The organism is Anaerovibrio sp. RM50, assembly GCF_000622005.1.
Taxonomy (GTDB): domain Bacteria; phylum Bacillota; class Negativicutes; order Selenomonadales; family Selenomonadaceae; genus Anaerovibrio.
Map to the genome: position 1 here is coordinate 15986 of NZ_JHWV01000012.1, position 13493 is coordinate 29478.

Annotated in this window: 11 protein-coding genes; 10 read left to right on the forward strand and 1 reads right to left on the reverse strand. The window is 46.8% G+C overall.

The features are described from left to right. Positions 1-56: 56 nt before the first annotated feature. A complete protein-coding gene (locus tag T525_RS0107360; protein ID WP_027406684.1) occupies positions 57-329 on the reverse strand; it encodes a hypothetical protein in 273 nt (90 codons plus the stop codon). Positions 330-468: 139 nt separating this feature from the next. Between T525_RS0107360 and T525_RS14610 the strand changes: the two genes are divergently transcribed. The 10 genes from T525_RS14610 to T525_RS0107410 all read left to right on the forward strand — a co-directional run bounded on the left by T525_RS14610 (position 469) and on the right by T525_RS0107410 (position 13485). Further along, entirely contained in the window at positions 469-2277 is a 1809-nt protein-coding gene (locus tag T525_RS14610) for a B12-binding domain-containing radical SAM protein (RefSeq protein WP_037325441.1), read from the forward strand. Between the two features lie 213 nt (positions 2278-2490). Further along, a complete protein-coding gene (locus T525_RS0107370; RefSeq protein WP_156945659.1) occupies positions 2491-3981 on the forward strand; it encodes a DASS family sodium-coupled anion symporter in 1491 nt (496 codons plus the stop codon). 300 nt (positions 3982-4281) lie between these two features. Further along, positions 4282-5055: a LytTR family DNA-binding domain-containing protein gene (locus tag T525_RS0107375; protein ID WP_027406686.1), complete on the forward strand. Its 774-nt coding sequence runs from the start codon at positions 4282-4284 to the stop codon at positions 5053-5055. A 55-nt stretch (positions 5056-5110) separates the two neighbouring features. Further along, positions 5111-6781, forward strand: a complete 1671-nt coding sequence (locus tag T525_RS0107380) for a LytS/YhcK type 5TM receptor domain-containing protein (protein ID WP_037325442.1) — start codon at positions 5111-5113, stop codon at positions 6779-6781. Continuing rightward, the gene (locus T525_RS0107385; RefSeq protein WP_027406688.1) at positions 6774-7760 is read left to right on the forward strand and encodes a TIGR01212 family radical SAM protein; all 987 of its coding nucleotides are present in this window, start codon (positions 6774-6776) and stop codon (positions 7758-7760) included. Before T525_RS0107380 ends, T525_RS0107385 begins: the two co-directional genes overlap by 8 nt. A 92-nt stretch (positions 7761-7852) precedes the next feature. Beyond that, a complete protein-coding gene (locus T525_RS0107390) occupies positions 7853-8632 on the forward strand; it encodes an enoyl-CoA hydratase/isomerase family protein (RefSeq protein WP_027406689.1) in 780 nt (259 codons plus the stop codon). A gap of 491 nt (positions 8633-9123) precedes the next feature. Beyond that, complete coding sequence (locus tag T525_RS15625; RefSeq protein ID WP_051533472.1) at positions 9124-10128, forward strand: helix-turn-helix domain-containing protein; 1005 nt, start codon at positions 9124-9126, stop codon at positions 10126-10128. A gap of 334 nt (positions 10129-10462) precedes the next feature. Further along, complete coding sequence (locus T525_RS0107400; RefSeq protein ID WP_037325443.1) at positions 10463-11266, forward strand: transporter substrate-binding domain-containing protein; 804 nt, start codon at positions 10463-10465, stop codon at positions 11264-11266. Positions 11267-11643: 377 nt separating this feature from the next. Next, entirely contained in the window at positions 11644-12423 is a 780-nt protein-coding gene (locus tag T525_RS0107405; RefSeq protein ID WP_027406691.1) for a vWA domain-containing protein, read from the forward strand. A 39-nt stretch (positions 12424-12462) separates the two neighbouring features. Continuing rightward, positions 12463-13485 carry an alpha-hydroxy-acid oxidizing protein gene (locus T525_RS0107410; RefSeq protein ID WP_027406692.1) on the forward strand — a complete coding sequence of 341 codons (1023 nt, stop codon included), beginning with the start codon at positions 12463-12465 and terminating at the stop codon, positions 13483-13485. Positions 13486-13493: the final 8 nt, after the last annotated feature.

Consider the following 13493-nt stretch of genomic DNA (forward strand, 5'->3'; position numbering starts at 1 on the left):
GAAAAGGGACTGCTTATGCAGTCCCTTTAGTGTAATCATATTAAATTGCAGATGGATTAAGCCTTTGGCAGATCCTTAACCCAGCCCTTGAAGGCCTTGATGATGTTGCCGGCAGGCATGGCAGCCAGCTGCTCATCAGTGAGGTCAGCTGGGATAAGTGGAGCCAGGGTGGCGGCGGTAGCCATGAATTCCTCCATGGTCATGCCATCCAAAAGGCCCTTTACGATTTCATAAGCCTCCTGAGGGCTCTTTGCTTCGCTGAGCTTCTGGAGCATTTCAGGATTCTGCATAATTGCAGCGCCAATCTGCATAAACTTTTCAGGTATCATTATTAATCACATTCCTTTTTATCATATTCCGTCCTATGTATTCGTTCAGAACGGTACACATCCTTTCACATTATAACCCAACTGGTAAAAATTTGCTATAGGCAAAATTTTTTGATGGGCCTTTCCATGGAGTCAGATTATGAAGAAAGTTCTTTGGCTGGCATTTAATGCCAAATTTTCCCACACCTCCCTGACGGTCCGCTATCTTCGTCAGGCGGCGGCCAAGCTTAATATTGAGTCGGAGATTTTGGAGCTTACCATTAATAATTACGTGCCGGATATTCTCAGTGAAATTTATGAGCATAAGCCGGATATTATTGGCATTTCCTGCTATATCTGGAACATTGAGCTGATAAAACATACCCTCCCACTGGTTAGGAAGGTATTGCCAGATTCCCTTATTATTTGTGGTGGTCCCGAGGTTTCCTACGAAGTGGCTGACTTTATGAAGAATAATCCTGCCGTGGATTTCGTGGTTCGGGGGGAAGGGGAGGAAGCTGTTATGGAGCTTCTGGACCTTGTCATTAATCAGGGGGCTATTAATAATGAAAGAAAGCTCACTGTGCCTCCCCAAAATCCCGGGATTGCCTGGCGGGATAAAATAATTCACGAGGGGCAGGCTGTAACTGTGGCGGCCATGGATAATCCGGCTCTGTTGAAGCTGCCATTTCCATATATTGATGGGGAAATGGAGGAAATCAAGGAGAAGATTCTCTACTACGAGACCTCCCGGGGCTGTCCCTTCTCCTGCGCCTATTGCCTCTCCTGTGCCACCGCCGGGGTCCGTTACCGCTCCTTGGAGGAAGTATTTAAGGAGCTGGGCTTCTTTGTGGCCCATGATGTGCGGCAGGTGAAATTCGTGGATCGTACATTTAATGCCAAAAAAGCTCATTTCTTACCGATTATTCAGTTTATCAGGGATTTGCCCCCGGATTGCCGCACCAATTTCCATTTTGAGGTGGCGGTGGACTATCTTGACGGGGAAACCATTGAGGTGCTTCAGTCAATGCCAAAGGGCAGGGTCCAGCTGGAAATCGGGGTTCAGACCACCAACAAGGAGGTGCTGAAGCGCATTTCCCGGGTAAACCACTGGGAGGATATTTGCCGAAACATCAGGGCTTTGCAGAAAAACCGCAATATGCACATTCATACGGATCTTATTATCGGCCTCCCCGGGGAGGATCTGGCCTCCTTCGGCCAGTCCTTTAACGATTTGTACAGCCTCCATACGGACATGCTGCAGCTGGGATTTTTGAAGTTTTTGAAGGGCTCCGCCATGATGGAGCTGGTGGAGAAATACCAGTATCAGTATATGGATATTGGTCCATACGAGGTTTTGTCCAATGATGTTATGGATTATGGTGAGATTCGCTGGCTCCATATTTTCGAGGAGGTTTTCGAGCTGTATCATAATGCCGGGCGATGCCTGAAATCCATGGAATATATGATAGATAATTTCTTTGGGGGCAATGCCTTCGGGTTTTATTCCCGCTTTACGGATTATTGGGAAAAGCTGGGAAACCACAGGCGGGCCATCAGTGCAAAGAGCCTTTACGGCTATCTGTGGGATTTCTTTGAAATAGTGGCAGGTGCTGATGACCAGCATGACGACATGGACAATTGTCGCCTTATAATGGACAATCTCATGCGTTTTGATGCTCTTACTGCTGACAGCGGCCAGAACAGGCCTGAATTTCTCAATTGGAACAGGGAAAAATATCAGGAGCAGACCGCGGCCTTTTGGCGTGACAAGCTCCCTAAGGGGCAGAATGCCTCTGATCTTATTGGCGGGTTTAAATTCACCAACTGGCGGGAGCTGAACAAGAAATATCACATTGAGGTTTTTGATGCCCCCCATCCTCAGACATTGCTGTTTATATACGAGAACAGGGTATTTGACAGGGTAATAGAGGTAAATATTAAGGCACCAGTCCGGGAATCATATTAGGATATTAATCTACATAATTAATCTTTAAAGAGGTTGCTGAAAATTCAGCACCTCTTTTTTGTCATTCAGGGGTCAATTTGCACCATTGGGAAGATTTTTATCGTTTCTGCTATAACGAAATATTATACTAACCATAAGAAAAAGTGCACTGATTTACGAAACGAGCAATGAAATTATATTTAGGAGGTGTGTAGTATGGAATTATCCCATGAAATGAAGGGTATGGCAATTGAGCCCATTACGTTATCATTGGTTTTCAAAAAATATGGTTTGCTGCTTGGTTTTTTGGCAATGGGGGCAATTTTTATGATGCCAACCCCGGCGGATCTTACCACAGCTGGCCATCGCATGCTGGGTATACTGGTATTTGCAGTTATAATCTGGATTACAGAAACTGTATCCTACCCGGTCAGTGCCACAATTATCGCCACTTTAATGATCCTGTGTCTGGGCCTGGCCCCGAACCCGCAGGACCCAACAGCTCTTATGGGGACCTCCGGTGCAATTAAAACAGCCTTTACGGGAATCAGCGCCAGCGGAACGGTTTTGGTAGGCGCGGCCCTGTTTTTGGCAGCCGGCATGATGCACACGGGACTTGACAAGCGGATAGCCCTGTTTGTTCTGTCCAAGGTAGGTGCAAAAACCAACAGGATTTTGGCAGGCATGATTTTTGTAGGCTTTGTACTGGCATTCTTCGTTCCCAGTACCACAGCCCGTGTAGGCTGCATAGTTCCAATCGTCCTCGGTATAATAGCCGCTTTCAAAATGGAGCGGAACAGCCGCTTCGCCGCACTGCTGATGATCGCAACAGTTCACGCAGCCAGTATCTGGAATATTGGTATCAAGACCGCGGCGGCCCAGAACATGGTGGCCCTTGGGTTTATCGACAAGCAGCTGGGTGCCAATATAACCTGGACTGAGTGGTTTATTGCAGCAGCTCCTTATGCAGCTATTATGTCAGTAGTTCTGTATTTCCTTTGCTGGAAGATATTACCACCTGAAATGAATGAGGTGGCAGGCGGGGATGCCACAGTAAAGGAAGCACGGAAGGAATTGGGACCAATGAAGTCCTCAGAAAAGAAGCTTTTGCTGATATCCGTGGGTCTGCTGTTCCTCTGGGTTACTGAAAAAATTCTTCACCCGTTGGACACCACCACTTCCACTGTAATCGCCATCACATTAATGTTTATGCCGGGAATCGGTATTATGACCTGGAAGGAAGCCCAGTCCCGTATTTCCTGGGGCACACTGGTACTCTTTGGTATCGGCATCAGCATGGGGTCGGCCCTGCTGTCCACTCAGGCAGCTTCATGGCTGGCCAATCAGCTTTCAGTAGGCTTTGGCCTTGCAGGCATGAGCGTGTTTATGGTATTTGCCATTCTGGCACTGTTCCTCATCGTTGTACACATTGGCTTTGCCAGTGCCACAGCTGTTGCATCATCAATGATTCCGATTATGATTGCAGTGCTGCAGGGCTTGGACAATCCTCTGCTGAACATCGTGGGAATCACCATGGTACTGCAGTTTGTAGTAAGCTTCGGCTTTATTCTGCCGGTTAATTCCCCACAGGGAATTCTGGCCTTTGCCACTGAGACATTTACCGCCAAGGATTGTATTAAGGTAGGTTTGCCGATTACCATTATCGGTTATCTCCTGCTGCTGGTATTCTCACAGACCTATTGGAAGTTCCTGGGAATTTTCTGACAGATGGAGCGACAAAAATATTAAAGTATAACGAGCTTTAAGATGTCCCCCACCTCTTTAGGTGGAGGAAAACAAACTACAACAGCTGGCGAGCATATCTCCCAGCTCGTTGAAACGCTAATTGGAAGATTTTTCTTCTAAAGAAGAAAAATTTGAACAATGGCGTTATAATATTGGTTAAATTATTAAAGGGAGGAAGCTTGGCTTTCTCCCTTTAGTTAATTGAATTGTACTGTGGTAAATGATAGAATTAAGGCGAGTGCAAAGGCAATTTTTTTGTACATGAAAGGGTGAGGATAGATGCTACGGGCAGTGATAGTTGATGACGAGCAGCCTATTTGTGATGATATTGAATATTTGTTGGAGGCCCACCCGGATATATCGGTGGTGGCCAAGTTCCAGCAAAGTCAGCAGGCCCTGGCCTATCTTCAGCAAAATCCCTGTGATCTTCTGTTTTTGGATATAAAAATGCCGGGTATGAGCGGTCTGGAATTTGCCGAATGTCTGGCCACACTGAAGCTAACTCCCATGATTATTTTTGTGACCGCATACGAGGAATATGCGTTGCCTGCTTTTGAAACAAATGCGGTGGCCTATTTGACCAAGCCCCTTGGGCAGGCCAGGCTCACCAAGGCCCTCAGAAAAGTGCGTTCACTGTTTTCCATGGTGGACAAGGAGGAGGCGGCGGCTCAATCGGGTTCCCTTCCGGGGACTCCACATTCCCAGGGGACTACTCATTATCGTCCCATCAGCGTTCAAAAGGGCAGTGCCCTGGTTCCTGTGCAGCAACGGGATATTATTCTGGCCTACGTGAAGGAAAAGCTGGTGTTTCTCCGCACCAACGAGGGGGATTTTCAGCTGTCCATGACTCTTGCGGAGCTGGAGGAGCTGCTGGATCCGGAGCTTTTCCTAAGGGTACACCGCCAATACATTGTCAATACTGAGGCCATAGCCAAGGTGATTCCCTGGTTCCACGGCTCCTATATGCTGGGCATGAAGGACAAGGAGGCCACGGAAATCCCTGTGAGCCGCAAGCATATTCCCGAGGTTCGCCAGGTGCTGGGGATAAAATGAGATTAAAAACTGTTAGCTTGGATATATTTAGGCCTGAAGGAATGGAAGTGACATCATGGCATTATTGTTTGATCTGCTGGGAGATGTGTGTTTCTCCACGGTAATAGCCTATCTTTTGGGACGCAACCGCAAGGCAATGACCATGGCCATGGCGCCTGTGACGTGGAAGTCATGGGCTGTATTTACGGCAGTATTTTCCTTATTATCCATTATATCCTCCTATTATGGCACCCGTCTGGAGGGGGCTTTGGCTAGCACCAGAATTGTGGGTACCCTGATGGGTGGAATTATAGGTGGTCCCTGGGTGGGGGCCAGTGTAGGGCTTATCGGGGCCCTGCATCGGTACAGTTTGGGAGGCTTCACCGCTTCCTCATGTGCAGTTGCTACCTTTTTAGTAGGCATTTTGGCGGGGATACTGCGCCAGAAGGTGGGCTTTCATCGTCTTGACTGGCGAATGGCAGCAGCCATGGCTCTGACCGCTGAGCTCATTCAAAAGGGTCTTACTTTGGCTTTTGCCAAGCCCTTTGAGGCGGCCTTGGCCTTCGAGAAGGCTGCAGCAATACCTACAACTTTGGTTACAATAGTGGGAACCACTCTTTTTGTAATGATTTTAAAGGACATGCAGCTCCAGACAGAGCTCAGCGGGGCAAGATTTGCCCATCTGGCCCTGTCCATTGCGGGACAGACCCTGAAATGGCTGCGGGAGGGCCTTTCAAGGGCCAGTGCCCAAAGGGTGGTGGAGCTGATTTACCGCCTTACCAAAGTAGATGCAGTTTCAATAACTAATGAAAATAAAATTCTTGCCTTCATAGGTGTGGGCAGCGATCATCATTTGCCGGGGGGAGATATATTATCTCCTGCCACCATGGAAGCCATGAATGAAGGCAGAATTGTGGTATTCCAGGACGGGGCCCAGTGCCCGGAGCCGGGGTGTCCCCTGGTTTGCGGTGTAGTAGCCCCATTGATGCCACGGGATAAGGCGGTGGGGACCCTAAAGCTCTACAGAACCCACAAGAACAGCTTATCAGTGGCAGAAATTCAGCTGGTACAGGATTTGGCCCAGCTTTTGTCCCGTCAGCTGGCCATTCATGAGCTGGATCAGCAGCAGCTTTTGGCTGAGCGGGCGGAATTAAAGGCCTTGCGGGCCCAGATAAATCCTCATTTTTTGTTTAATACCTTATCAAATATTATGTCCTTTTGCCGTACGGCGCCGGATACGGCCCGAATGCTTTTGGAGGAGCTGTCGGAAATGCTTCATTTCAGCTTTGCCAAGCATGAGGACAAGGTGACGGTGGAGGAGGAATTTTCCAGTGTGGCCTCCTATATTGAAATATTGAAGGTGCGCTTTGGCTCCCGCTTATCAGTGGAGCTGGAGGTGGACCCGAAGGTGAATAATTGTCTCCTACCTACATTTTCCTTGCAGCCTATTGTGGAAAATGCCCTTTTGCATGGCCTTTTTTCCAAGCCGGCGGATTGCCGCCTGGCCATAAGCATTAAGGAGGAAAAAGAGCGGCTGGTGGTCAGTGTATCCGATAACGGCATTGGTATGACGGAGGAGGAGTGTAAGAAGCTGATGGAGGACAAAACTGGGGGCATTGGCCTTTCCAACGTCCGTCATCGTATTGACAGCCTTTATTCCGGTCGGGGCACATTGGAGCTTCATTCCCAAAAGGGGGAAGGCACAGAGGTTATCTACAAAATTCCATTGGAGAGAAAATATGACTGATTCCGTATATAATACATTTTCTGAATATCTGATAAACCGTTATGGGGAAAAGACCTATAAATTGCCAATAGCCCTGAATCCTTTATATATTGATGAAAATGGTGTTACGAGAAGCTACACCTGCCCAAACAGGGACGGAACCTGCGGTGTGGCGGGCTGTACATTTTGCGGGGAAATCGGCACGGGCTATGAAAATCTCCCGGCGGAGATGAGCATTACGGAGCAAATTGCGGCCAACAAGGCCCATATTGTTCCAAAATACAAGGCCACAAAGTTTATTCCCTATCTTCAGAATTTCACCAACACCTACATGCCCCTTGATACCTTCAGGGCGTTTCTGGAGGAAGCGGCCAGTGCCGAAGGGGTGGTGGCGGTATATATTGCCACAAGGCCTGATTGTGTGCGGGAGGACTATTTGCAGATAATGAGGGATATGGCCCAAAAGTACAACATAGAAATTTGCGTGGAGCTGGGACTTCAGACAGTGAATTATCACACCTTGGATAAGATTAATCGGGGCCATAGTCTGGCAGAATTTATTGACGCTATTTTAAGGGTAAAAAAATATGGGCTGCAAACCTGTGCCCATCTTATTCTCAATCTCCCCTGGGATACGGACAGGGATGCCATTGAGGCGGCCCATATAATGTCAGCCCTTCAGCTGGATCAGGTGAAGCTCCATGCCCTGTATATCGTAAAGGGCACCGTAATGGCGGAGCAGTACGAAAAAGGCGAGCTGGAGCTTATTGGCAGGGACGAATACCAAAAACGGGTAATTCTCTTTTTGCGCCATCTGTCCCCAAATATTGTATTGCAGCGGGTAATTGGCCGTGCCCCGGCGGAAAATACCCTGTTCAGCAACTGGTCCACGGGCTGGTTCAAAATCCGTGACGGCATTATCCGCCAAATGGAGGAGCAGGGCTTTAAGCAGGGGGATTGCTGCGATTATCTGAATGGCGCTGCATTGAGGAATTTTTAAGTGTTAAAATAACTGTAAATTACTGTTTTTCTGGTACCGAGTATTTTTTTGGAAACGTATTGATTGGTTATTTATTGATGGGAGGGGTATCTGTGTCAGATGAAGTGGTAAAGTATGAAAAGAGCGATGGGGTGGCCCTTTTGACCTTAAACCGCCCGAAAAGCCTGAACTCCATGAGTTTGGAGCTGATTAACGGGTGGCTGGCGAAGCTGCATTTTGCCGAGCATGATCCTGATGTGCGGGTGGTGGTAATTACAGGTGAGGGCCGGGGCTTCTGCGCCGGGGGCGATTTGCCTTCACTGGATAATTTGAAAACCACCGAGGAGCGGCGGAATTTTGTGGCCCAGGCGGGAATGGTGGTCAAGCTTATCAGCAGTATGTCCAAGCCCGTTATTGCCATGGTGAACGGGGTGGCAGCAGGGGCTGGATTTAATATAGCCATTGCCTGCGATCTCTGTTATGCGGCTCAGGGTGTAAAATTTATCCAGAGCTTTGCCAACATAGGACTGGCACCGGACTGCGGCGGCTATTATTTTCTGGCCAAGACTGTGGGGCTGGCAAAGGCAAAGGAATTGATGTTCACCGCCCGTCCATTGGTTGCTGAGGAAGCCCGTTCACTGGGACTGGTAAATGATGTATTCCCTCCTGAGGAACTGAAGGAGAAAACCATGGCTGTGGCCAAACAGATTGCCGGGGCGGCTCCGTTGGCCCTGGCAATGATGAAAAAGGAAATAAACAACTACGGAGCAACCCTTGACGAAACCCTGACCTACGAAGCCATGGCCATGGCCATGCTGCTGGGCACAGAGGATTTCCAGGAGGGCATAAAGGCCTTCTCGGAAAAACGTGCCCCGGTGTTTAAGGGGAAATAAAGAGTATTTTGCCTATGGAAAAAATTGAACAAATGCGTTATAATAAGCATAAGAGAAGAGGCAGTTGATGTTTTGCACCATCAGCTCCCTCCGTTAAAGTGGACAGGAACCGGTTGTGTGCCGGTTCCCTTTTCATTTACAGAAGATTAGCTCCTGATAAAATTCAGAAATGATACTAAGAAGTTTAGTAGGGCTACCAACAAGGATAGCTTTTCATATTTGCTCATAGCATCACCTCCCCATACAGGATGGGAGGAAACCGATGACATCAATGCCTCTCATACCAATTATACCAAATATTTGTTCTGAGTTCGATTCCAATAGGTCAGCCAGTTTTGGCTGACCTATTATTTTTTGGATAAGGAAACCGGACTGTAGTAGAAGCACATTGCTTGTATAATTAACAAAATGTGAATTTAATAAACGATTTATTTATAGAAATTCACATTTTGAAGATATATAATAGAAGTAAGCATTGGGGGTGAGTGGACATGACGGATAATATTCCCGAAATCAATAAAGACAGATTCAATTTTGGCAAGAATTTAAAAGAAGTCAGGCACAAAAAGTACACTACCCAAAAGGACTTTGCGGATGTGCTTGGGTTAAACAATACAACATACAGCCAATACGAAAATAACAAAAGACAGCCGGATTATAGGACCCTGGTTGAAATTGCTGAGAAGCTGGACACAACAGTGGATTATTTGCTCACGGGGCGAGAGCATGATTTCTATGAAAGGAAAATACGGCGTTTGCTTGATGTTGCTGTATACGATACAGAACAAATACATGGTTTTTTTGAAAATGGGAATTTTTGCAAGGTTACAACTTCATACGGCGTCATAACACTGACCATGGATTGGTACAGAAAAACTGTAGCCAAAATTGATCATAAATTGTCAGGATTTATCCGTGAGGAAATCCATGATGAAGTAGTCAGCCAGCGAATCAGGGTTGAAAATATGTCAGAGGCCGAGCAAATAACATTTGAAGCCAAAATCCTTTGTGAAGCACTGCATTACGATTATTCCCATGTACTGGAATTAAAAAATAATCTTATTAACTATAAATATCCTAAGAAAATACTGGACCTGATATATTCTTTATATTTTTATTGCCTGGATGGCAATGAGAATATAGAAAGCCTCAAAGAGAAGATAAGTAATATTGACTGGGCTATACTTAGGCTGAAGGATATTCCTGATGTAATTGATGAGAATTATAAATTTGATGAGGAATACTTTAAGGCTCTGGAAATTTTTGAAGATATGACCTCCAGTACAGGCGAAAGAAATCACATTGCGGAAATGTATCTGATGAAGCATTGGGGAGCAACTCAGGGGAAAATGGTGAGTCTGGATGAATATGAGGAGCCATTCAAGCTGCTGAGAAGGGCATTTCTGAACATTCACCTGAGGCAGCTTGGACAACATGGAATTAAGGATATGAAGGAATTGCTTGATGGATTAATTAAAGGGGAATATTTTTTCTAGGAGCATTTTATGTAGAATATAGCTGAAAAACTGTGATTTTAACATTATATTAATGTTAAAATAATATTAATAAGTGTTAATGTAATAAGGATATTTTCATTTTGGCTTTTTCGCGCACAATGTTATAATTTTTAATATAAAATATTTGTGCTGGCGGTTAACAGCTTATAACGAGCTTTAAGATGTCCCCAACCTCTTTAGGTGGGGGAAAACAAACTACAACAGCTGGCGAGCATATCTCCCAGCTCGTTGAAACGCTAATTGGAAGATTTTTCTTCTAAAGAAGAAAAATTTGAACAATGGCGTTATAAAAAGGTATGGAGGAATTGCCGTGATGAATAAACTTAAGAGTCTGATGATGTTAAGCTTTGTTATTGCCATGCTGCTTATCCAGCTCAATCCTGCAGAGGCAGGGCATCTTGAGGATATTTCCGCAAGGGGGACAATACGCGTAGGCACTACGGGGGATTACATCCCCATGTCCTATTTAAATCCGCAAACCGGGGAATATGAGGGGATAGATGCAGAGCTGTCCCGTATTATTGCAGATTCACTGGGGGTGGAGCTGGAATATGTGCCAACCACCTGGCCAACCCTGGCAGAGGATACCCAGGCAGGGAAGTTCGATGTAGCCATTTGCGGTATTTCCCGAAATTATGCCAGAGCCAGAACTATGGCCATGTCTGATGCCTATGGGGAAGGTGCCTTTGGCAAGACCATACTTTGCCGCAAGGCTGATGCCGGAAAATTCCGCAGCCTCGCCGACATCGATAAGCCTGACATAAGGGTAATGATCAACCCGGGGGGAACCAATGAGAAATTTGCCAATGCCAGCTTCAAGAAGGCACAGCTTATTGTACATAAGGAGAATGCGGATATACCACGGCAGATTGCTGAGGGGAATGCGGATGTGATGATAACGGAGCCTGTGGAAGCGGCTCGCTATGTGGAAATGGATGCCAGACTGGCAGCTCCCCTGATTAGTGAGCCCTTTACAAAGCATTCCTGCGGTATACTTATGGCCAAGGGCGATCAGGAATTTTTGAATTACATTAATTTTGTTTTGGCGGAACTGCGCATGGATGGAACGCTGCCCAGATTGGAAGCTGAATATTTGCGCCTCAGGCCCTCAAAGTAGCTGATGATCAATATAACGAGCTTTAAGATGTCCCCCCATCTCTTTAGGTGGGGGAAAACAAACTACAACAGCTGGCGAGCATATCTCCCAGCTCGTTGCGACACGAACGAAGTGAGTTAGTCCTTTAGGGAAACGCTAATTGGAAGATTTTTCTTCTAAAGAAGAAAAATTTGAACAATGGCGTTATAATCTAAAGGATAATCACGAAGCCGTTCCAAATAAGGGGCGGCTTTCTTTCATTATTTTTATCCATTTTTAATTATTTTGCTATAAAATGATTATTGAGCTATGAAAGAGGGTATACAGATTCACAATGAAAATATTATCATAACGGATAAAAACGTGGTGACGTATAATTTAAGCGAGGAGATGATGTAATGAACAGATTTTTATTAATGCTGGTGTCCATGCTGGTTTTGGGTACAGGTATATGCTTTGCCCAGGTGGTGACAACGGAGAGAGTGCCGGAAAAACAGCCAATTGAAGTAGTTCAGCCAAATTGGCTGACCCATGAGCACACTTCCCAATGTGAGCTCACTTCCCCTGAGCCAGTGCAGATTATTTGTATCCTTGATCGCTCAGGCTCCATGCGACCTGTGGTGGGGGATACCATAGGGGGCTATAACTCCTTCCTGGAAAAACAGCGTAAGGAAAAGGGAAGCGCTGAGGTTACCACGGTTCTCTTTGACGACAAGTATGAAAAGCTGGTAGAGGCCAAGGATATCAAGTCGGTTCCTGAGCTGACCAACAAGGAATACTATGCCAGGGGGATGACAGCCCTTCTTGATGCTGTGGGCAGAACTGTTACAGACACCTTTGACAGAATGAATAAGGAAGGCATTTGCCCGGCCAAGCGGCGGGTGCTGTTCCTCATTATGACTGATGGCAAGGAAAATAACAGCAAGGAATATACCAAGGCAGATGTAAAGGCCATGATTGAAAAGGCCACAGAGGAGTACAATTGGAACTTTATTTTCATGGGTGCAAATATCGATTCTGTGTCTGAGGCTGCTTCTATTGGCATCAAAGCCGACCATGCAGTAGATTTTGCACATGATGCAGAGGGCGTAAGACAATCCTTCGCCTATATGGATGCGGCAGCCAAGGAGCTGAGGGAAGAAGGCACTGTTGGCGAAAACTGGAAAAAGGCCAATTGAGTTGGTACTGTGTTTTGTGTAGTGTGAAGGAGATTTGCTATGAATTATTCAGAGGTTATTGCCAAGGCCAAGGAATGTATAGGTGACAAGTGCCACGCCTGTCCCGTGTGTAATGGCCGCGCCTGCAGAAATGTTATGCCCGGTCCCGGCTCCAAGGGAGTAGGGGATACGGCTATCCGAAATTACGATAAATGGCAGGAAATCCGCGTAAATATGGACACCCTTTGTGAGGGCAGACCAGTGGATACCAGCCTTACGATTTTCGGAAAGAAATTTAAGGCGCCCTTCTTTGCCGGCCCTGTGGGTGCTGTTACGCTTCATTACAGCGATAAATACAATGATGTAAGCTACAATGATGTGCTGGTCAAGGCCTGTGCGGAAAATGGCATAGCTGCCTTCACTGGAGACGGTGTGGATGCAGGGGTAATGCAGGCAGCCACCAAGGCCATAGCCGCCAACAAGGGTATGGCGGTACCTACGGTGAAGCCATGGAATATTGACACCATAAAGGAAAAGATGGCTCTGGTGAAGGAGTCAAATGCTTTTGCAGTGGCCATGGATGTGGATGCGGCCGGACTGCCTTTCCTGAAGGGCATGACCCCGCCAGCGGGCTCCAAGAGCATCAGCGAATTAAAGGAAATTGTGAAGCTTACGGACCGTCCTTTCATTGTAAAGGGCATTATGACTGTCAAAGGGGCATTAAAGGCCAAGGAGGCCGGAGCAGCGGCCATTGTGGTTTCCAATCACGGGGGCAGAGTTCTTGACCAGTGCCCGGCTACGGCGGAGGTGCTGCCGGAAATAGTGGAAGCACTGAAGGACTCCGGGGTAAAGATACTGGTTGACGGTGGTATTCGCACGGGTACTGACGTGTTTAAGGCCCTGGCTCTGGGGGCAGATGCTGTAATTATTGCCCGTCCTTTCGTTACTGCAGTATACGGTGGCGGCGAGGAAGGGGTAGCTGCCTATATCAGCAAGATTACTGCTGAACTGGAGGATACCATGAGCATGTGCGGTGCCTTCTCATTGGCAGAAATTGATGAAACCATGGTCAGAAGACCATAAGCCGAACG